This is a genomic window from Bradyrhizobium sp. BR13661, assembly GCF_029892425.1.
In the GTDB taxonomy this organism is placed as follows: domain Bacteria; phylum Pseudomonadota; class Alphaproteobacteria; order Rhizobiales; family Xanthobacteraceae; genus Bradyrhizobium.
In genome coordinates this window covers 15,011-35,844 of record NZ_JARXWB010000036.1, presented here as the reverse complement: position 1 = coordinate 35,844, position 20,834 = coordinate 15,011, and the positions used below count along the sequence as shown (strand labels likewise).

Below are 20,834 nucleotides of genomic sequence, written 5' to 3'. Positions count from 1 at the left end.
TGATGCCGGCTGACAAATGACCTGCAGAAGCCGGCCATGTCCCGTTACAAATGTTTAAGATCACGGCAAATTTTCGTCCAGGCGGACCGCGAGACGGGTCTAGCGCGCCGGCTCGATCACGTCGCAATTGCGTCGCCCCGACATCAGGCAATCCTGCATCTTGCTGGCGGCGGTGAGGTCCCGCGCAAGCCACACGCCGACGGCGAGCAGCACGGCGGCAATGATCAGCCCCGCGATCGCGCCGCGACGGTTGTCACCGGATTGCGGCTTGGGTGAAGCTTTAGGCTTCGCGGCAGGATCAGGCTTTGACTCGGGCTTGCACTCGGGATTGGACATGGAAACCTTGTCACTCGGCGAGGCCCTTTATCACCTCTGCGACGTCGCGTCACATCCCTGCACGGCCTTTGCCGATCAACCCCTGGACGGCCTCAGCGCCTCCTTGCCCGAGGTCTCGACCGCTGGAATCACGTGCGTGCGTGGCGCGCAGCTCGTCAGAATGAACGCGGTCTGGGTGCATTCCCATGCGGCCCCCAGAACGGTGCTCTCGATCGGTTGTGGGCGGGCGGCCAGCAGCACCGCTCCCGCGACAGCCGCCATTGCGACCGCAATTACGAGGGCCTTCAGGCTCCGCCGGAAAAACGTCATGCCCGTGCTCCGTCTCGTATCCGGGCGGACGCTAGGCGCCGCCGCTGGGCTGCCCTTATGAGGGACATCACAATTCGGCAGTTTTTCCGGGCTACGAAGGATCGGCTGGTCAGCGATTTCGTGGACCTGATCGGCTGCGATTATGGGTGGCTTCACGGCGCGTGGCGATGTACACGCTTCTGCGTCGTGTGGTGCCTGCTTGTGCCCAGCCGACGTACCAACAGTCAGCCATGTAGGATTGAAAGCGAGGAAGGCAAGGCCCGTGAGTGGATTTAGGGAACCAGGCTTCACAGACCGGCAGAAGGCGGCGCAGGAAGCGCGCAAGAATCTTTTGAACAAATTCAAGTCGCAGCCGGGGCACGACGATCCCGCGGTTGTGGCGAAGCGTGCCGAGCGCGAGGCACTCGCAGCCAAGCGCGCCGAGGCAAAGGCCGCCCGCGAGGCTGAAAAGGCCGAGCAGAAGCGTGTCGCGGAAGAGGCTGCAGCGGCGGAGGCTGCGCGGGTCGCCCGCGAAGCTGAAGAAGCGGTCGCCAAGCAGGCTGAGCTCGAGGCCGAGCAGAAGGCCAAGCGCGACGCGCGCTACGCTGCCCGCAAGGCCAAGCGCAAGTAACGCATTCGCTTCACGTTCAAATGAATTTGAACCGAGACGACGCTTCCGGGGCGGTCCACGTGACCGCCCCCCGGATTTTCGCGTGCGCGCATTCGCTGGCGCACGACAGAGACGACGGATGAAGATCAGTTCTTCTTCATCATCCCGTCGTCTTTCTTCATGCCGTCCTTCGACATGTGGTCGTCCTTCTTCATGCCGTCGTCCTTGGACATGGTATCCTTCTTCATGCCGTCCTTGGACATCGTGTCCTTCTTCATGCCGTCATCTTTGCCCATCTTGTCCTGGGCGAAAGCGGCAGGTGCAAAGGCCAGGCTGAGCGAGAGAGCGGCAGCCGAGACGCCGAGCACGATGCGGGAACGAGTGGTCATGGTTCATCTTCCTTCGAGTTGAAATGGCCAGCGACGGATGCCGCTATCCATTCTCGACGGATCGCTGCCTATGCTTGTTACTCTGCCTTGCAGATTTTTTCGCAACCGACCTGTCCCCGCCTCATCGTCGCCTTCCGGATGTGAGCAGCGTTAACCTCTGGAACGGATCACGGGCGGGTGTGCGGCGCAGCAAGGCCGCGACTTGCAGCCGCCTTCGATCTCGAACTATCAGACTAGAGAATATCGGGTGGAAGACCGGCTAGGATGGGCCAGGCCGGCTCAAAATTCGATCGCGCCAACAAGAACAGTCCAAGGGGATCACGTCATGCTTACCCGCCGCCATCTGCTCGCGACCGCCGTCGCCGCACCCGCCATTCTCCGCTTCGGCATCGGCACCGCGCATGCCGCGACCACGCTGAAGATCTCGCACCAATTCCCGGGTGGCAGCATCGACAAGGGCGATTTCCGCGACCGGCTCTGCCGCATGTTTGCCGCCGAGATTGCCAAGCGCAGCAATGGCGACATCGCCGCCGAGATCTACCCGAACTCCTCGCTGATCAAGACCAACGCGCAGTTCTCCGCGATGCGCAAGGGCGCGCTCGACATCTCGCTGTATCCGATGCCCTATGCCGGCGGCGAATTGCCCGAGACCAATATCGGCCTGATGCCCGGCCTCGTGACGACCTACGACCAGGGCATGCGCTGGAAGAAGGAGCCGGTCGGCAAGGCGCTGTCCGACTTCCTCGCCGACAAGGGCATTATCCTGCTCTCCTGGGTATGGCAGGCCGGCGGCGTCGCCAGCCGCTCCAAGGCCATCGTTGCTCCTGAAGACGCCAAGGGCATGAAGGTGCGCGGCGGCTCGCGCGAGATGGACATGGTGCTGCAGACCGCCGGCGCTTCGGTACTGTCGGTGCCTTCCAACGAAATCTACGCCGCGATGCAGACCGGCGCCTGCGATGCCGGCATCACCTCCTCCACCAGTCTGATCTCGTTCCGCCTCGAAGAGGTCGCGAAATCGCTGACCTCGGGCGCGGGCGCATCCTACTGGTTCATGCTCGAGCCGCTGATGATGTCGAAGGCGATCTTCGACAAGCTGCCGAAGAACCAGCAGGACATCCTCCTCACTGTGGGCGAAGAGCTCGAGGCCTTCGGCCGCAAGGGCGCGCAGGACGACGACGTCGAGGTCGCCAAGGTCTACGAGAAGGCCGGCGCCAAGGTCGCAGTGCTGGATGCCGCGACCGTCGGCAAATGGCGCGACATCGCCCGCGACACCGCGTGGAAGGATTACGGCGCCAAGACCGCAACCGCCGCGAACCTGCTCAAGCTCGCCTCCGACGTCGCTGCATGAGCCACGGTCCGCTTCCTGATCGTGACGGTCAGGCGAATGCTGCCGCAAGGACCGGCCTTGCGGCAGCGCTCGATCGCGGCCTCACCATCCTCAACCGCATCATCGTCGTATTCGCAGCGCTGGCGCTGGTCGCGGCCTGCGCCATCCTGAGCTACAGCGTGCTCAGCCGTGCCTTGTTCAAGGCCGCCAATTACTGGCAGGACGAGGCCGCAGTGTTCCTGCTGGTCGGCGCGACCTTCATGACCGCGGCCTACGTGCAGCAGAACCGCGGCCATATCGGCATCGAGGCTTTTGTCGGCCTGCTGTCGCCGCTTGCGAACCGGATCAGGCTCTGGATCGTCGACGCCGTGACGTTCCTGTTCTGCGCGTTCTTCACCTGGAAGTCCTGGACGCTGACACATGAGGCCTATGTCGACGGCCAGGTCTCCAATTCGATGTGGTCGCCGCCACTCGCGATTCCCTATTCCCTGATGGCGGTCGGCATGAGCCTGCTCTGTATCCAGATCCTCGTGCAGCTGGCGCTGCCTTTCGCGGGAGCCAGGCGCTCATGAGCGTTTTCGGGATCGGCATCGCTTATGGCGTCGCAACGCTGCTCGTGATGTTTTCGGGCATGCCGATCGCGTTCGCGCTCGGCGCCGTCGCAGTCGTGTTCATGGGCATCTACATGCCCTCGGCCTCGCTCGATACGGTGACTCAGAACGTCTACGAGGAGATGGCCTCGATCACCCTGCTGTCGATCCCGCTCTTCATCCTCAAGGGTGCCGCCATCGGCAAATCGCGCGCCGGCCAGGATCTCTATTCGGCCCTGCATGCGTGGCTGCATCGCGTGCCCGGCGGCCTCGGCGTCGCCAACGTGTTCGCCTGCGCGCTGTTCGCAGCGATGGCGGGCTCCTCGCCTGCGACTTGCTCTGCGATCGGCTCGGCCGGTATCCCCGAGATGCGCAAGCGCGGCTATTCTGGCGGTTTTGCTGCCGGCATCATCGCCGCCGGCGGCACGCTCGGCATCCTGCTGCCGCCCTCGATCACCATGATCCTGTTTGCTGTTGCCGCCGAGAAGTCACTGGGACGCCTGTTCCTCGCCGGCATCGGTCCCGGCCTGCTGCTGGTCACGCTGTTCGGTTTCTATGCGGTGTTCCGCTTCCGCAAGGAATATGCCGCGGCGGAAGCGATCTACAAGAACGGCGGTCCGGAAGCGGCCATCCTCGCCCGTGACGAGTACACGCTCGCCGAACGCTTCAGCGTGCTGCCGCGCGTGATCCCGTTCGTGCTGCTGCTCACCGGCGTCATGGCGGCGCTCTATGGCGGCTTTGCCACGCCGTCGGAAACGGCCGGCCTCGGCGGCCTCCTGGCGCTGGGGCTGATCGCGGCGATCTACGGCGTCTGGCGGCCGGAAGACCTCGGCCCGATCATGAAATCGACGATTCGGGAATCGACCATGCTGATGATGATCATCGGCATGTCGCTGCTCTATTCCTACGTGATGAGCTATCTGCACATCTCGCAATCGGCAGCCGAATCCGTCGTTGCGATGCATCTGCCGCGCTGGGGGCTGCTGTTTGCGATCCTGGTCATGGTCGTCGTGCTCGGCTTTTTCCTGCCGCCGGTCTCAATCATCCTGATGACCGCGCCGATCATCCTGCCGCCGCTCCGCGCTGCGAATTTCGACATCATCTGGTTCGGCGTGGTCATGACCATCGTGATGGAGATGGGGCTGATCCATCCCCCCGTCGGCCTCAACATCTTCGTCATCCGCAACGTTGCGCCTGATATTCCCTTGAGCGAAGTGATCTGGGGCACGCTGCCCTTCGTGCTCCTGATGATGGGCGCCGTGCTGCTGCTGTGTCTGGTGCCTGACATCTCGACCTGGCTGCCGGATCTGGTGATGGGGCCGGACGGGAGCAGGTAGAGCCAAGCACGGTTACCGTAGGTTGGTTAGACCTGTGGCTGCGCAAAGCGCGACCGCAGGGCGTAACCCACCCTACGGTAGCTACGAACTCGCCCGCTTGTTCTTTGCGTTCAGCGCCGTCGCGACGCGACTCACGGGCGCTTTGCCGAGCACGACGCTCATCGCGTTCGTCGCGGCCAGCAGCTTGTCCATGTCGACGCCAGTTCTCTCGCCCATGCCTTCCAGCATGTAGACGACGTCCTCGGTCGCGACGTTACCCGTGGCGCCGGGCGCATAGGGGCAACCGCCGAGGCCACCCGCGGCGGCATCGATCACACGAACGCCCTCCTCCAGGCCGGCATAGAGATTGGCGAGCGCCTGCCCGTAGGTGTCGTGGAAATGCATCGCCAGTTTTGCGGCGGGAATGTTGGCGGCCACGGCGCGCAGCATCTCCTTGGCCTTATCAGGCGTGCCGACGCCGATGGTGTCGCCGAGCGAGATCTCGTAGCAGCCGAGGTCCCACAGCGTCCTGGCGAGATCGGCGACCGCCTTCGGCTTGATCTCGCCGTCGAAGGGACAGCCGAGCACGCAAGAGATATAGCCGCGCACCGGCACGCCGTCGGCCCTGGCCCGTGCCAGCACCGGCTTGAACCGCTCGATCGACTCCGCGACCGTGCAATTGATGTTGGCGCGCGAGAAACCTTCGGACACTGCAGCGAACACGGACACCACCTTCGCGCCGGCAGCTCGCGCCGCGTCGTAGCCTTTTTCGTTCGGTACCAGCACGTGGAATTCAGCACCCTTGACGTGGCTGACGCCGCGCAGCACGGCATCCGAGCTCGCCATCTGCGGGATCGCCTTCGGCGAGACGAAGGCGCCGACCTCGACCGTATCGAGACCGGCCGCGACAAGCGCCTCGATGAAGGAGATACGGGCCTCGACGCTCACGGGCGTCTTCTCGTTCTGGAGGCCGTCGCGCGGCCCCATCTCGATGATGCGGACGCGATCGCTCATGTCACTCTCCCCGAGTCATTCTTCCGAAAAGCCATTCTTCCGAAAAGTCATTCTTCCGAAGGCTCGACCACGGCAAGCTCGATGCCTTCCTGCACGATGTCGCCGACCCTGCACTTGATGGACTTCAGCACCCCTGCATAGGGTGCGCGCAGCGTCTGCTCCATCTTCATCACCTCCAGGGTGAGGATCGGCGCGCCCTTTTCGAGCTTAGCGCCCTCCTCGGCCAGCACGGCGACGACCGTACCCGGCAGAGGCGCCGCGATCTTGTCCGCGCCGGTTTGCTCCTCGGTCTCACCGCCGAACGGATCGACCCAGTGCAGGTCGAAGCGGCCATTGCGTGTGCGTAGGTACAGCTCGTGACCGTCGATCACGGCGGCGACGGGCGATTTGATGCCATCCAGCGTCAGGTCGAAGCCACCATCCTTTGGCACGATCGCGAACGCCAGCTCGCGCTCGCCGATCACGAGCGTAGATGGCCCGCTGCCATAGTTCAGGGCGATTTTCTGCTCGGGACCATGGCCGACGCGGAACGCAAAGTTGCGTTGGCGGCGGCCGACCGGCTGCCAGCCGAAGGTGTGCCACGGTGAACTCGCGTCCGCCTGCCGCTCGTCAGCGACGATTGCGGCAACCGCGGCACAGAGTTCGAGCTCGCCGGGTGCTGCTGCCGCCGAGGTCAGGGCCGAAAGCTCGCGCTCGATGAAACCGGTGTCGATCGCATTGGCCCGCACCTTCGGATGCGTGATCAGCGCCGACAGGAACGGGATGTTGGTGACGATGCCACGGACGTCGGAGTCTTCCAGCCCGCGATTGAGCCGGTCGATCGCCACATCGCGCGTCGGCGCCCATGCGATCATTTTTGCCAACATTGCATCGTAATACGGCGAGACCGTATCGCCCTCGCGGTAGCCGGCATCGATGCGCAAGCCACCGGTCTCCGCCGGCAGCCGCCAGGTCGAGATCCGGCCGACCGACGGCATGAAATTCTTGGTCGGGTTCTCGGCGTAGACGCGCGCCTCGACGGCGTGGCCGTTGAGCTTGATCTCGTCCTGCTTGAGCGGCAGCGCCTCACCGAAGGCAACGCGCAGCTGCCATTCGACCAGATCGATGCCCGTAATCAGCTCGGTCACGGGATGCTCGACCTGCAGGCGCGTGTTCATCTCGATGAAGAACACGTCCTTGCCGTCGGAGACGAATTCGATGGTGCCGGCGCCGACGTAATTCACCGCGCCCGCCGCCTTGCGCGCGGCGGCGCAGACCGTCTCTCGCTGGGCGGCATTGAGCGTCGGCGAAGGTGCTTCCTCGATCACCTTCTGGTGCCGCCGCTGCAGCGTGCATTCGCGCTCGAACAGCGAGAGCAGATTGCCGTGGCTGTCGCCGACGATCTGCACCTCGATATGCCGGGGATTGTCGACATATTTCTCGATCAGCATGCGATCGTCGCCGAACGCGGCCTTGGCCTCGCGCTTGGCGCTGACGATTGCCGGGCCAAGCTCCGCGGCCGAGCGCACGATGCGCATGCCACGGCCGCCGCCGCCGGCGGAGGCCTTCACCAGGATCGGGAAGCCGATCTTGTCCGCGGCCTTTGACAGCGTCGCATCGTCCTGGGCCTCGCCGTGATAGCCGGGCACCAACGGCACGCCCGCCTTCTCCATCAGCCCCTTCGACCCGGACTTCGAGCCCATCGCGGTCATCATCGCGGCGGTCGGGCCGACGAAGACGAGGCCTGCATCGTAACAGGCCTGCGCGAACTCGGCATTCTCCGACAGGAAGCCGTAACCGGGATGCACGGCTTCAGCGCCGGTCTTCTTCGCGGCCTCGATCAGCCGCTCGACATTGAGATAGCTATCGCGGGCCCGCGCAGGCCCGAGCAGCACGGCTTCATCCGCGAGCGCGACATGCATCGCGTCGCGATCGGCCTCGGAATAGACGGCGACCGTGCGCAGGCCCATGGCGCGGGCGGTGCGAATGACACGGCAGGCGATCTCGCCGCGGTTGGCGATCAGGAGCGTGCGAAAACGGCGGTAGAGCTTTGAACGGTCCATCGCATCACATCCTGAACAGGCCGAACTTCGTCGGCTCGATCGGCGCATTCGACGCTGCCGAGAGGCCGAGGCCGAGTACAAGCCGCGTGTCGGCGGGGTCGATCACGCCGTCGTCCCAGAGGCGCGCAGTCGCGTAATAGGGATGCCCCTGGCTCTCATATTGGTCGCGGATCGGCTTGCGGAACTTGTCTTCTTCTTCCTTCGACCAGCTATCGCCCTTGGCTTCGATGTTGTCGCGGCGGACCTGGCTCAGCACCATCGAGGCCTGCTCGCCGCCCATCACCGAGATGCGCGCATTCGGCCACATCCAGAGGAAGCGCGGCGAGTAGGCGCGGCCGCACATGCCGTAATTGCCGGCGCCGTAGGAGCCGCCGATCACCACGGTGAATTTCGGCACCGAGGCGGTCGCGACCGCCGTCACCAGCTTGGCGCCGTCGCGCGCGATACCGCCGGCCTCGTATTTCTTGCCGACCATGAAACCGGTGATGTTCTGCAGGAACACCAAGGGAATGCCGCGCTGGCAGCACAGCTCGATGAAATGCGCGCCCTTCAGCGAGCTCTCGCTGAAGAGAATGCCGTTGTTGGCGATGATGCCGACCGGATAGCCCCAGATATGGGCGAAGCCGCACACCAGTGTCGTGCCGTAGAGCTTCTTGAACTCGTCGAATTCGGAACCGTCGACCACACGCGCGATGATGTCGCGCACGTCGAACGGCTTGCGGCCATCAACGGGCACCACGCCATAGATTTCCTCCGCTGCGAAAAGCGGATTGCGCGGCTTGTGCATGTTGAGATTTGGCCGCGTAGACGGCTTCAGCGTGCCGACGATGCGCCGGGCAATGCCGATCGCATGGGCATCGTTCTGGGCGTAGTGATCGGTCACGCCGGACTGCCGCGAATGCACGTCGGCGCCGCCAAGCTCTTCCGCGCTGACGACCTCGCCGGTCGCCGCCTTCACCAGCGGTGGGCCGCCGAGGAAGATGGTGCCTTGATTGCGCACGATGATGCTCTCGTCCGACATGGCAGGCACATAGGCGCCGCCGGCGGTGCAGGAGCCCATCACGATCGCGATCTGCGGAATGCCTTGGGACGACATCTGCGCTTGATTGTAGAAGATGCGGCCGAAGTGGCGCTCGTCCGGAAAGATCTCGTCCTGCAAGGGCAGGAAGGCGCCGCCGGAATCGACCATGTAGACGCAGGGCAGATTGTTCTGCCGCGCGATGTCCTGCGCGCGTAGATGCTTCTTCACGGTCATCGGATAATAGGTGCCGCCCTTGATGGTGGCGTCGTTGGCAACGATCACGCATTCGCGGCCCGAGATGCGGCCCACGCCGGTGACGATGCTCGCCGAATGCACGTCGCCGCCGTAGAGGCCATGGGCAGCCAGCGGCGACAGTTCCAGGAACGACGTGCCGGGATCGACCAGGAGATCGACGCGCTCGCGCGCCAGCATCTTGCCACGCGATGTGTGGCGGTTGCGCGAGGCCTCGCCGCCGCCGCCGGCGACCTGGGCAAGCTTCTCGCGCAAATCGGCGACGAGGCCGCGCATGGCTTCGGAATTGCGCGCAAAGTCCGATGAAGAAACGTCGATGCTGGAATGAAGCGGCATGTTGATTCCAATGAGGTGAAGGTTCTCAGGCCGTCTCGGACATCAGCTCACGGCCGATCAGCATGCGGCGAACCTCCGAGGTGCCCGCGCCGATTTCGTAGAGTTTTGCATCGCGCCAGAGCCGTCCGACCGGAAATTCGGATGTATAGCCGACCCCGCCGAGCGCCTGGATCGCCTCGCCTGCCATCCACGTCGCCTTCTCAGCGGAATAAAGGATCGCCGCCGCCGCGTCCTTGCGCAGCGTGCGCGCGTGGCCACCGCGATCGCAGGCCTTGCCCACGGCATAGACATAGGCGCGCGTGGCCTGCCAGGTCGAATACATGTCGGCGAGCTTGCCCTGCATCAGCTGGAAATCGCCGATCGGCTGGCCGAACTGCTTGCGCTCATGCATGTAGGGCACGACCGCATCCATGCACGCCGCCATGATGCCGAGCGGGCCGCCAGAGAGCACGGCGCGCTCATAGTCGAGGCCGGACATCAGCACCTTGACGCCCTCGCCGACCTGACCCAGTACGTTCTCTGCTGGCACCTCGCATTCGTCGAAGAACAGCGGATAGGTGTTGGAGCCGCGCATGCCGAGCTTGTCGAGATGCTGGCCGTGGCTGAAGCCCTTGAAGCCTTTCTCGATCAGGAACGCGGTCATGCCGCGCGGGCCGGCCTCGGGATCGGTCTTGGCGTAGACGACGAGCACGTCGGCGTCGCCGCCATTGGTGATCCACATCTTCGAGCCGTTCAGCACATAGCGGTCGCCGCGCTTGTCGGCGCGCAGCTTCATCGAGACGACGTCGGAGCCGGCACCCGGCTCGGACATCGCGAGCGCGCCGACATGCTCGCCCGAGATCAGCTTTGGCAGATAGCGCTGGCGCTGCGCGTCATTGCCGTTGCGGCGGATCTGGTTGACGCAGAGATTGGAGTGAGCCCCGTAGGACAAACCGACGGCCGCTGAGCCGCGCGAAATCTCCTCCATAGCGACGATATGGGCGAGGTAGCCCATGTTGGAGCCGCCATATTGCTCCGGTGCGGTCATGCCGAGCAGGCCGAGGTCGCCGAGCCGCTTCCAGAGGTCGGCCGGGAACAGATTGGCCTTCTCGATCTCGGCGGCGCGGGGCGCCACCTCCGCCTCGACAAAAGCGCGCAGCGTGTCGCGCAGCATGCCGATGTCTTCGCCCAGATCGAAGTCGATGCTCGGGATGTTCAAGGCGATTCCTCCTGGATCTTGTCGGGTCCGAACCTACCCCCGCCCGGGCGTTCTGGCGGTCGAAAAGGTTGCATTTTCCGCCAAGTTTGGCGAGGATTTTCCAAAGGACATCCAATGCCTTTCCAGGCCGCAACCGCCACGCCCCGCCGCGCCATGACCCCCGCCGCCTTCGTCCGCGGCGTGGTTGCGGCCTATGCCCGCCATGGGCGCGATCCCGCCGACGCCCTGAGCAAGGGACAGGTCCAGTCCGATCTCGCCGGATCGACCGATGGCCGGGTCACAGCCGCCCAATTCGAGGCGCTGGCTGGCCATGCCATGCGCGAGCTCGACGACGAGGCGCTCGGCTGGTTCTCCCGAAAGCTGCCGTGGGGCACCTACGGCATGCTGTGCCGGGCGTCGATCACCGCGCCCAATCTCGAGGTCGCATTGAAGCGCTGGTGCCGGCATCACCGCCTGCTGACCGAGGATGTGCTGTTCGAGCTTGCGGTCAGCGGCGAGACCGCGACCATCTCCCTTCGCGAGCAGCGCGATCTCGGCGACTGCCGCGAATTCTGCCTCGTCACCCTGCTCCGCTATGTCCTGGGTTTCTCCTGCTGGGCGGTGGATTCAGCGATCGCGCTCAGCGCCGCGGAATTCCCTTATCCAGAGCCCGGCCACGTCTCGGTCTATCCGACCATCTTCTGCAAGCACGTCCGTTTCGATGCTGAGGCGGCACGCATCGTCTTCGACAAGCATTATCTCTCGCTGCCGCTGACACGTAGTGCCGCCGATCTTGACAGCATGCTCAAGGGCGCGCTGCGCCTGACGGTGCTGCCCTATCGTCGCGATCGTTTGCTGGTGGAGCGCGTTCGCCGCGTGCTCCGCGAGGCGCGCGGACGCATTCTCGGCGCCGAGGACGTCGCCAGCGAGCTCGCGCTCTCCACCCGCACCATGCATCGCCGCCTGCGCGAGGAATCCACCTCGTTGCGCGACCTCAAGGAGGAAGCAAAGCTCGAACTCGCCAAGCAGGAGTTGATGCGCGGCCGCACCCCGATCAAGCGGATCGCGGAGATCGCCGGCTTCCGCAATGAAAAGAGTTTTTCCCGCGCCTTCCGCACATGGACCGGCGCCAGCCCGCGCGAGTTTCGCGGCCGGTATCGTTGAGGGACGCAGTCGACGCCCGCTCGACCCTATCCTGCCGGAGCAGCCACCGCGATCTCCTGCACCGGTAGCGGCACATCCTTCGCGACGCCGAGCACGGGAAAGCTGCGGACATTCTTCACGTTGGGCATGGCGGCGAAATGCAGGAGCTGCTGGCGCATGCTCTCGACGCTCGGCGCAACGCATTTGAGGAGATAGTCCGTGTCGCCCGAAATGCGCCAGCACTGCTGGATACGCGGGATCGCCGATATCGAGCGCTCGAACGCCTCGAGCACCGGATGGGCCTGGCTGCCGAGCTGGATCGAGACGAACGACACCACCTCGTAGCCGAGCAGCCGCTCGTCGATGACGGCGCGCACCGCGCGGATGACGCCGCGGCCGAACAGCGATTTGAGCCGCCGCAGGCAGTTCGGCGCAGACACGCCGACGCGCAGCGCCAGCTCGTTGTTGCGGACGCGCCCGTCCTGCTGCAGTTCAGAGAGTATCTTCAGATCGACGCCGTCGAGCTGGTTGCGCCCGGCCATCCCCCCACCTCGTCATGGTCCCGTCATGCGGGCCAGCGAAGCACGCGGCAGAAGGAGTGCCAAGGGGCCGTCCGAGCGATCGTTCGCTCTCCTCGTCATGGCCGGGCTTGTCCCGGCCATCCACGTTCTTTCACGCGGCCCCAAAGACGTGGATGCCCGGGACAAGCCCGGGCATGACGTCCCGATAGAGTTTGTCGAGGATTAGTGCGTCCAGGGCTCGCCGCGGCGGAAGGAGAAATTGTCGGCGTAGGCGACCTGGCGGTGCAGCGATTCCTTGGGCTCGATCACCTGGTAGGCGATGCCCTTGCGCTCGCAATAGGCGACCGCCTCGTCCTTGGTGTGGAAGCGCAGCGTGATCTGCTGCTTCATGTCGCCGGACGAGGTCCAACCCATCAGCGGCTCGACCGAACGGGGCTGCTCCGGCTCGTAGTCGAGCTGCCATTCCTTGGTCTTGGAGCGGCCGGATTGCATCGCGTTCTTGGCGGGCTTGAAAATGCGTGCGGTCATTGGCGGTCCGGCCTCTTCGTCTTTTCGTTCGATTCTAGCGCGTCATGGTGGCGATTGGTGGAAACCGCGGGCATAGTATAGAGACACCTTTCGGGAACTGATCGGTGATTCCGGCCCTCCCGGGTCCTTGCCGATGGGTATAGACATTATGCTGCACTGTGACAATTGCGTACCCGCCTCCCGCCCGGGGATCCCACCCAGCAATCAAGGCTTGCCAACATCCGCCTCGCCGACTTCAGCGTATCTGTCCTCTTCGAGAGCTTCCGTCACATGGCCTTCCTGAACATCAATGCCACGCTTCCCGAAAAGGGCCGTGACCTCAGGCTCGACCTGTTTCGCGGCATCGCCAACTGGGCGATCTTCCTCGACCACATCCCCGACAACGTCGTGAACTGGATCACGACGCGCAATTACGGCTTTTCCGACGCGGCCGATTTGTTCGTCTTCATCTCCGGCTACACCGCCTCCTTCGTGTATGCCCGGATGATGCTGGAGCGCGGCTTCATCGTCGGCGCCACGCGCCTGACCAAGCGGGTCTGGCAGCTCTACGTCGCCCACATCATCCTGTTCGTGATCTACATCGCCTCGATCAGCTATCTGGCGCTGCGCTTCGGCGATTCCGAGATGATCAACGAGTTCAACGTCGCCGGCCTCGTCGACAACGCCACCGAGACGCTGCGTCAGGGCCTGTTCCTGCGCTTCAAGCCGCTCAATCTCGACGTGCTGCCGCTCTACATCGTGCTGATGGGCCTGTTTCCGCCGGTGCTGTGGTTCATGCTGCGCAAGCCTGATCTCACCATGGTGCTGTCCATCATTCTCTGGCTGACCGCACGCCACTTCGGCCTGAACCTGACCGCCTATCCGGCCGGCCAGTGGTACTTCAACCCCTATTGCTGGCAGGTGCTGTTCGTGTTCGGCGCCTGGTGCGCGATGGGTGGTGCGCGCCGCTCGGGCAAGCTGATCAACTCACCGATCACGCTGTGGTTTTGCTTCGCCTATCTGGCGTTCGCACTGGTGATGACGATGGCGGGCCGCTTCCCGGCCCTCGGCGGCATGATGCCGGAATGGCTGTTCTCGGCCTTCAACCCGAACGACAAGACCAATCTCGCGCCGTACCGCTTCATCCACTTCGTCGTGATCGTGATCCTGGTGATCCGCTTCCTGCCGAAGGACTGGCCGGGCCTTGAGTGGAAGGTCTTCGATCCGGTGATCGTATGCGGCCAGCAATCACTCGCCGTGTTCTGTGTCGGCGTGTTCCTGTCCTTCGTCGGCCATTTCGAGCTGTCGATGAGCTCGGGCTCGCTGTTCGCGCAGCTGTTCGTCTCCATCGCCGGCATCGCGATCATGACGACGGTCGCCTACTACATCTCCTGGTCGAAGCGGCAGGACAAGCCGCTGAAGCCGCCGCCGGCAAAGCCCGCGGCCGCGCCGGCCGCAAAAGCCGCCTGAGCCTCCGAACGCCCGCTCATTCCAGCGGGCGTTCGATGTCCTCTGCCATGGTCGGCATTGCCGGGATCGGATTGACCTGCGTCAACCAGCGACGACGCCGATCGGCCTAGTGTTGTAAAGATACGCGCCGTCGCACTGATGTGGGCGGCGTTCCCCTCGGACAAGGCCCAAGCACATGCCCTCTCACTTTCACGCCGTCGTCTGGATCGATCATTCGCAGGCCCGGATCTTCCATCTTGGCCTGACCGGCTCCGACGAGGTCACGCTGCATCCGCAGCTGGCGACACGGCACCTCCATCACAAGGCCAACACGATCGGCAGCGGCCACGCTGCACCCGACAAGGCGTTCAATGCTGAGGTCACCAAGGCCCTCACTGATGCCGGCGAGATCCTGATCATCGGTCCGGCGAATGCGAAGACGGAGCTCGCCAGCTACATTCGCGCTCACGCGCCCGACCTAGCCAAGCGAATTGCTGCGGTGGAAGCAGCCGATCATCCCTCCGACAACGAGATCGTCGCTTACGCAAAACGTCATTTCAAATTGCCGCTGCCGCGTGTGCAGACGCCGGGAGCGGCCGCGGGCGAGCGACACACGGGTTGAGGAAATCCGCTCCGGCTCAGGCCGCTGCCTCGCCGTCGTACTCGGTGAACTTCTTGTAGATCCAGTCGCGGCCGTCATGACGGCGCCAGACCTTGCCGTAGACGAGCTGCCCATTGATTGAGCGGCGCGGCACGATCACGGTCCAGAGATGCCAGATCTCGGTCCAGTTCGATCGTTGGCGGGGGGTTTTCGTAGTCAGATCGGAAGCCATGACGGACAACTCGCGCGAAACGAAACGCCGCGACGAATGTGATCTCGTGTGAGCCGCTGCTGGGGCGTCGTCGCGTGCCGGGACCGATTTGATACCAGTCGTCAAAGCGGCCGCAACGACGGCTCGTCCTTAACCTAACCGATCAACCTTACTTTGTGTGCAGATCAGCGCGTTGCCGGTTGAAACGTATGCCCGTTTTTCCTAGGATGCCTGCGCAATTTGAGAACCGAGCGCGCCATTTGTGGAGTGCGCACGTACCGATTTCGAGCTCGGACTGAATTTTCAAACGACTGACTGCGCAGGTTGATGATCATGAATTTGCAATGTGCATATTTGCAGCTGGCGATCGTTTCGCCGCCCCCAACACCACCGGGCCAACCGATCGCCGGCACGTCACCCAGGCTCGCCAACAAGGCCGCCAACGACAATTATCCCGTCTGGCCGTTACTGCCGTTTCCGGCGGGCTGGTGCGCGTCGAACTGAGTCCTGCAAAAGCGCAACGCCGCTCAAGCGGAGTATCATCGCTTGGCGGCGTCCGTTTAGGCATTGGGCGCTGAAATCCCCAACAAGGATGTGTCTGTGACGACGCCCAAAGGTTCGATGAATCTTTGGCAATGCTGCGCACTTAACCCGTTTGGTTCTCTGTATGAATCACGCAGAGATCGTGTGGCGCGAAGAATAAGCGCAGAGCGTTCGGCGTCGCCTTCGACCGGACCTGCGGCCTCGAGCTGGATCCCGGCTCAAACGCCGCTGCTCGCAGCGGCCACGCCGGTGGCGCTGGCGTTCAGCGCGCCCTGTGCATTATAGCTCTGGCCTGCCTGGCTGTTGCCTTGGTTCGCCTGCGAGCTGGCTGCTGAGGTTTCCACCTCGGTGGTGCCATCGGAATAGGTGATCGTCGTTGTCGTGATCCCGTTGATGGTGGTCGAGACCTCGCTGACGATGGTCTTTGACGAGCTGCCACCGCCACTCGATCCCGAGCTGCCGCCGGCCGATTGCGACGACGAGGTCGACGACGTTGCCGACGTCGATGAGGTCGCCGAAGCCGACGAGGTCGCTGACGTTGATGATGTCGACGCGGACGAGTTTGCGGCACTCGACGGCGTCGCCGTCGCTGCGGCGGCGGAAGAAGCAATCGCACTGATCGACATGGGGACCTCGCCTGAAAGGAGCTGCAGGAGCGGAGCAACGATTGTTCGCCCTGTTCTCTCCTTTAACGCGGCGAATGCGCGAAGCAGGCGCAGAAAACGCCAAATGCGGCCTCCTTACCTTGCAGCCAATCACCACGCTACGCGTTGCATGTTGTTTCTACTCTCCCGAATGGCCTGCGGGCTGATCGCGATCGGCTCGCGATTGCTGTGAATGAACAGTCATCCCATCTCACGTCCGTGTGAGCTGGAGTTCAGCCGGTGAATTATCAGCAGCAACCGGAGACCAATAGACAGCAGGCCGTTGGCCAAGGGGACGCTGTGAGCCAAGTTGAGACGACCGAGAAATTGTCCGAGGCAAAGGAGCCCCGGACGTCAGTGTTTTCACTCTGCCTGCTGGGGATCCTGGCGAGCGTGATGTTGGGCTGGATCTGCACGCTGGGCTGGGTCGCCTGGCACTTCGTCGACTGGCTGTTGTTCTGACAGACCGAGCTGGCTGGCTGTAACGTGCCGGCCGATCCCGATCGCATCAATAGTGGTAGTTCACGCCGATCGTCGCGGCATGGATCGTGTCCTTGAGATGGGCCACGGTGACGCCGTCGACCGGGCTGATCCGAGGTCGCTGCAATGGACGGCCGGCCTGATCAGAGCCAGAGCGGAGAGACGTCCCGCGCGTCGAAACTTTCAGGAGATGAGAAAGGCCGAGACCCGGGACTGGTCGGGGCAGCTGGATTCGAACCAACGACCTGCAGTACCCAAAACTGGCGTTAACGGGTCTTGAGGATGATTGCGGGACTTCGTGGGACGGCCTTTCTCTCTGATTTAACTGTATTTATTGTTTCAGGCCGTCCCATGATTTTCCGGGGCATGCCGGCAATTCCTTACCCGGTGGGTAAGGTGGTATAGGGGGTTCGCGAACAGGGGACCTCGTGCCGAAACTGACAGACCAAGCGATCAAAGCCACCACGTGCCCGGATGGCAGGGACAGGATCGAAATCGCCGACAGCGCCTGCCCAGGCTTGGTCCTGCGGGTCACTCGCGGCAGGAAGACATTCCGTTTTGTGTATTGGTCACCTGTCTTGGGGAAGCCGGTTGGGTTGAATCTCGGCACCTACCCTGCCCTCAAACTCGGCCCCGCGCGCAAGAAGGTAGCAAAGCATCGCGAGACAATGGGCGAGGACAAAGACCCGCGCCGTGAGGCCCGCGAAGAGCGTAAGAAGGTAGCGAAGCAGGAGGAGCTCACGTTTGACGCCTTTGCCGACATCTACATCTGCGAATATGTGATCGGCGGCAAAGCCGGTAAGGAGGCCGTGCGGACATTTGCCGAGACCGGTAAGTGGCCGAAGCTCTCAAATCCAAACAAGCGCTCCTGGCGAAACGACGTCAACTACCTGCAGTCCGCGCGCGAAGCGTGGGGAAAGCTGCCGGCGGCGTCGATCACCGACGACGATGTTGCGGAGTTGCTGGACGAGATCGCGGAACGCGCCCCGGTGTCAGCCAACCGGACTCAATCGATCCTCCACACGATGTTCAATTGGGGACGTCAACCCGGTCGCAAGCACGTCCCATTGAATCCCGTTGCGGGTCTCCATCAGCGCGGCGGCAAGGAGAAGAAGCGCGAGCGCGTGCTGAGCGACGAAGAGATACGCACGTTGTGGTGGGGCCTTGAGCATCCCGATGTGCCGTGTGACCTGCACGTCCGCCTGGCGATCAAGTTCATTTTGGTCACGATGGTCCGCCCCTACCAATCCGCCCACGTCGAGGTCGCGGAGCTCTCCAATCTCGGCACGTCGAATGCGCTCTACGACATCCCGCCGCTGCGCGTAAAGAAGTTCAGGCCGGCCTTGGTGCCCCTCTCCGATCTCGCGCAGAAGATCATCGACCGGGCGATGGCGCCGCCGGCGTATACCACCGTTGGCGACAACAATCCGCCCGAGCCGATCGAGAAGAAGCAGACTGTGCTGTTCCCGTCCCGCTTCTCGAAGGGTGACATCTCGATCAGGCGTGACGCCATCGCCCAGGCTCTCAACGGCAAGAAAGACGAGAAGCGGCGCGACGGCACGCGCAAGGACCGTATCGGCATCCGCGAGTTCTTAGGACTCGCACATTTCACTGCCCACGATCTGCGACGTACCGCCGCAACGATCGCTAGGCGCGCCGGCGCGCCGCGCCCGGACGTCAAAGCGATGCTCGATCACGTCAATGGCGATGTCACTGACGTGTACGACAAATACGACATGCTGGCGGAGAAGCGCGCTGTAGTCACGATCTTGGCCGGCGAACTCCGTCGCATCGTTGGTGTTCCATCTGACTTTTAATCACGGGGTCCTGGGTTCGAGCTCCAGCGCGCTCACCAAATTGAAAATACTAGAGAAATTGGATTTTAGTAGGTCCTTTTTGGAACGAATTATTTGCTTCGGTAAGCACCGGGTAAGCAGCAGCACTTCGGTCCACCATTATTTCCACGCGCGCGAGCCTCGATACGGTGAGCCCCGCAGCGTCAGGCGTGAGGGTGTAGATTGCGACCGCCACATCGATATGAGTTGATCCTAATACGCCTCGCGTGTGAAGAAACGGTCACGGCGCACGCGAGTAACGCCGAGACCGGACGGCCGCTGCGGAAGCGCGGGGTTTCGAGCGACCGTCGCAATAAGCTACGGGCAGCGTAGGAATAGTTTCACTGTCCTCATCCCCCTTGGGGCTGGATAACCGCCGCCTGCGATCATTCAAGCAGGCGGCGTTTTTGATTCCGAAAAGCAAAAAGCCCAGCCCGGGGCTGGCCGGCTGAGGCTTTTTTCCAAAAAGCGCCAACGCTGCGCGACTCGCGACACACCGGAAATTTCAGCGACTTAGAACTTGCGTCCAAAAGTCGTCGAATAACCGTGGAGTAAGCGCCGACGAACGTTGGCAAACTCCGCCACCGAGGGTCGACCGGCGCGGCTGATGTCAAGACCCTTGGTCCCACGCGCTCAGTTTCTACTCGATACCTGTCACGTTCTACGCGGCCTTCACCGTCATAAGGAATTTGTCGACTTCAACGCGAAGCTGCTCGGATTGACACGAAAGTTCCGAAGCCGCCGTCAAAACCTGAGAGGCCGCAGCGCCGGTTTCTCCAGACGACTGGGTTATTTTCGAAATGTTGCTTGAAACCTGCCCGGTGCTCTTTGCGGCAAGTTGAACGCTGCGGGAAATCTCGTTCGTTGCGGACCCCTGTTGCTCGACGGCGGCGGCGATTGCGGTCGAGATATCGTTCATGTTTTTGATGACGCCGGTAATTGCGTTGATGGCGGCAACCGATTCCGTTGTCGCGCCTTGGATATCCCCGACCTGCCCTGCAATTTCCGCAGTCGCCTTGGCCGTCTGCTCGGCGAGCGACTTCACTTCGGAAGCCACCACCGCAAAGCCGCGGCCCGCCTCTCCGGCACGCGCTGCTTCGATCGTCGCATTGAGCGCCAGCAGGTTCGTCTGTCCTGCGATATTGTTGATGAGGTCGATCACCGTCCCGATCTTCTGCGCACCTTCCGAGAGTCGACGCATTTTTTCGGCAGTTTGATCCGCGTCGCGCGCGGCTTCGCTCGAAGTGCGTGCAGATTCGTTGACCTGACGGGATATCTCCTGGATTGAGCCGGTCAATTCTTCCGTCGCGGCCGCAACCGATTGAACGTTGGACGATGCATCCTTTGAAGCGGCATCTACCGCCAACGACTGTGATGCGGCATCGTTTGCCGAGGACGTCATGGTCTGTGCCGCGGCCTGCAACTCGGTAGCGGCCGATGCGACTATCTGGACGACGCCCCCGATGGTCTTTTCGAAATCACCGGCCAGTCGTTCCAGCACCGAACGTCGGTCGCGTCGACCTGCCTCGATATAGACGGCGATCGCCAGGTCCATATCGAGCATGGAGGCCTTGATGACGGCGGTTTGTAGTTCCGTCTTCTTCCTGGCCCCACCACGATCGAATCTGGCGACTGGCATGCGATCGGCTATGGCATTGACCAGCCCTGAAACAAGGGCGTTGTAGCCACCGATGTACCAGCGCGGTTCGAGGCCGAGCTTGTTGTGAACCTCGCCTATCTTGGTGACGGACGTTTCGTAGGTGTCGTCGAACCGGCCGTCCATGATGATCGCCCAATGCTGAAGCTGCATTTTTTTGGCATGCATCATGTGGTCGCGACCCCTGAAGAACCTGGCAGTCTCCGCGAAGCGCCCGACATGATCGTAAAACACATCCAAAATCGCAGGCATCTCGGCAAGGATGAAAGACTTCGCGTCTCGCAATATGGCGATTGTTGCCTGATCTATCATGTTGAAGCGCAGCCGCTCCTGGATCGTGCTCTCTCCGGCCATTTGTTTGCCCCTTGAATAAATTGGATTGCAATATCCTCAAATTCTAGGCCGAGCGCGTTGAGCAAGAGTTAATGAAGAATTAATGGGAAAATTGATCGTCTGACCAAATTCTTGGTTTGTCGCCGTAATAATACTGGCGTGGGCGCAGCAAAATTTGCGTCTTGTGATCGGCCGATCGACCAATTTTTCTT

Annotated in this window: 20 protein-coding genes; 8 read left to right on the top strand and 12 right to left on the bottom strand. The window is 62.7% G+C overall.

The genetic code is table 11. The features are described from left to right. Window positions 1-99: 99 nt before the first annotated feature. The gene (locus tag M2427_RS36475; RefSeq protein ID WP_280711637.1) at window positions 100-336 is read right to left on the bottom strand and encodes a hypothetical protein; all 237 of its coding nucleotides are present in this window, start codon (window positions 334-336) and stop codon (window positions 100-102) included. Window positions 337-411: 75 nt separating this feature from the next. After that, window positions 412-645, bottom strand: coding sequence for a hypothetical protein (locus M2427_RS36470; RefSeq protein WP_280711636.1), 234 nt, complete (start codon window positions 643-645; stop codon window positions 412-414). A 262-nt stretch (window positions 646-907) separates the two neighbouring features. On the opposite strand from M2427_RS36470, the gene M2427_RS36465 reads away from it, so the two are divergent. Then, window positions 908-1,255, top strand: coding sequence for a DUF6481 family protein (locus M2427_RS36465; protein ID WP_280711635.1), 348 nt, complete (start codon window positions 908-910; stop codon window positions 1,253-1,255). A 125-nt stretch (window positions 1,256-1,380) separates the two neighbouring features. Here M2427_RS36465 and M2427_RS36460 read toward each other — a convergent pair whose 3' ends face one another. Further along, on the bottom strand, window positions 1,381-1,623 hold the full coding sequence (locus M2427_RS36460; RefSeq protein ID WP_280711634.1) for a pentapeptide MXKDX repeat protein: 243 nt from the start codon (window positions 1,621-1,623) through the stop codon (window positions 1,381-1,383). A 325-nt stretch (window positions 1,624-1,948) separates the two neighbouring features. Between M2427_RS36460 and dctP the strand changes: the two genes are divergently transcribed. Genes dctP through M2427_RS36445 form a run of 3 tightly spaced genes read left to right on the top strand, consistent with a single transcriptional unit; the run spans window position 1,949 to window position 4,877 of the window. Beyond that, a complete protein-coding gene (dctP, locus tag M2427_RS36455) occupies window positions 1,949-2,971 on the top strand; it encodes a TRAP transporter substrate-binding protein DctP (protein ID WP_280711633.1) in 1,023 nt (340 codons plus the stop codon). Further along, on the top strand, window positions 2,968-3,522 hold the full coding sequence (locus M2427_RS36450) for a TRAP transporter small permease (protein WP_280711632.1): 555 nt from the start codon (window positions 2,968-2,970) through the stop codon (window positions 3,520-3,522). The genes dctP and M2427_RS36450 overlap by 4 nt, the downstream gene beginning before the upstream one ends. Further along, the gene (locus tag M2427_RS36445; protein WP_280711631.1) at window positions 3,519-4,877 is read left to right on the top strand and encodes a TRAP transporter large permease; all 1,359 of its coding nucleotides are present in this window, start codon (window positions 3,519-3,521) and stop codon (window positions 4,875-4,877) included. The genes M2427_RS36450 and M2427_RS36445 overlap by 4 nt, the downstream gene beginning before the upstream one ends. Window positions 4,878-4,958: 81 nt before the next feature. Here the strand turns inward: M2427_RS36445 and M2427_RS36440 are convergent, their stop codons facing one another. From M2427_RS36440 to M2427_RS36425, 4 genes are read right to left on the bottom strand one after another with little or no spacing between them, the layout of a single operon-like run. After that, the gene (locus tag M2427_RS36440) at window positions 4,959-5,870 is read right to left on the bottom strand and encodes a hydroxymethylglutaryl-CoA lyase (protein ID WP_280711630.1); all 912 of its coding nucleotides are present in this window, start codon (window positions 5,868-5,870) and stop codon (window positions 4,959-4,961) included. Between the two features lie 47 nt (window positions 5,871-5,917). Next, entirely contained in the window at window positions 5,918-7,912 is a 1,995-nt protein-coding gene (locus M2427_RS36435; RefSeq protein ID WP_280711629.1) for an acetyl/propionyl/methylcrotonyl-CoA carboxylase subunit alpha, read from the bottom strand. Between the two features lie 4 nt (window positions 7,913-7,916). Further along, window positions 7,917-9,521 (bottom strand): carboxyl transferase domain-containing protein, encoded by a 1,605-nt coding sequence (locus M2427_RS36430; protein WP_280711628.1) that lies wholly within the window; start codon window positions 9,519-9,521, stop codon window positions 7,917-7,919. 25 nt (window positions 9,522-9,546) lie between these two features. Continuing rightward, a complete protein-coding gene (locus tag M2427_RS36425; RefSeq protein ID WP_348521965.1) occupies window positions 9,547-10,719 on the bottom strand; it encodes an isovaleryl-CoA dehydrogenase in 1,173 nt (390 codons plus the stop codon). A 114-nt stretch (window positions 10,720-10,833) separates the two neighbouring features. On the opposite strand from M2427_RS36425, the gene M2427_RS36420 reads away from it, so the two are divergent. Next, window positions 10,834-11,862 (top strand): AraC family transcriptional regulator, encoded by a 1,029-nt coding sequence (locus M2427_RS36420; protein ID WP_280711627.1) that lies wholly within the window; start codon window positions 10,834-10,836, stop codon window positions 11,860-11,862. 26 nt (window positions 11,863-11,888) lie between these two features. Here M2427_RS36420 and M2427_RS36415 read toward each other — a convergent pair whose 3' ends face one another. After that, complete coding sequence (locus tag M2427_RS36415) at window positions 11,889-12,383, bottom strand: Lrp/AsnC family transcriptional regulator (RefSeq protein ID WP_280711626.1); 495 nt, start codon at window positions 12,381-12,383, stop codon at window positions 11,889-11,891. A gap of 201 nt (window positions 12,384-12,584) precedes the next feature. Beyond that, the gene (locus M2427_RS36410; RefSeq protein WP_280711625.1) at window positions 12,585-12,890 is read right to left on the bottom strand and encodes an ETC complex I subunit; all 306 of its coding nucleotides are present in this window, start codon (window positions 12,888-12,890) and stop codon (window positions 12,585-12,587) included. Between the two features lie 270 nt (window positions 12,891-13,160). Here M2427_RS36410 and M2427_RS36405 point away from each other — a divergent pair, with 270 nt between their 5' ends. Further along, window positions 13,161-14,339, top strand: a complete 1,179-nt coding sequence (locus M2427_RS36405; RefSeq protein ID WP_280711672.1) for an OpgC domain-containing protein — start codon at window positions 13,161-13,163, stop codon at window positions 14,337-14,339. Between the two features lie 175 nt (window positions 14,340-14,514). Beyond that, window positions 14,515-14,940 (top strand): translational machinery protein, encoded by a 426-nt coding sequence (locus tag M2427_RS36400; RefSeq protein ID WP_280711624.1) that lies wholly within the window; start codon window positions 14,515-14,517, stop codon window positions 14,938-14,940. 16 nt (window positions 14,941-14,956) lie between these two features. Here the strand turns inward: M2427_RS36400 and M2427_RS36395 are convergent, their stop codons facing one another. Beyond that, a complete protein-coding gene (locus M2427_RS36395) occupies window positions 14,957-15,151 on the bottom strand; it encodes a hypothetical protein (protein ID WP_280711623.1) in 195 nt (64 codons plus the stop codon). A gap of 740 nt (window positions 15,152-15,891) precedes the next feature. Then, on the bottom strand, window positions 15,892-16,299 hold the full coding sequence (locus M2427_RS36390) for a hypothetical protein (protein ID WP_280711622.1): 408 nt from the start codon (window positions 16,297-16,299) through the stop codon (window positions 15,892-15,894). 926 nt (window positions 16,300-17,225) lie between these two features. Here M2427_RS36390 and M2427_RS36385 point away from each other — a divergent pair. Continuing rightward, a complete protein-coding gene (locus tag M2427_RS36385) occupies window positions 17,226-18,614 on the top strand; it encodes an integrase arm-type DNA-binding domain-containing protein (protein WP_280711621.1) in 1,389 nt (462 codons plus the stop codon). Between the two features lie 679 nt (window positions 18,615-19,293). On the opposite strand, the gene M2427_RS36380 is transcribed toward M2427_RS36385, so the two are convergent. Then, window positions 19,294-20,643, bottom strand: coding sequence for a globin-coupled sensor protein (locus M2427_RS36380; protein ID WP_280711620.1), 1,350 nt, complete (start codon window positions 20,641-20,643; stop codon window positions 19,294-19,296). Window positions 20,644-20,834 lie beyond the last annotated feature (191 nt).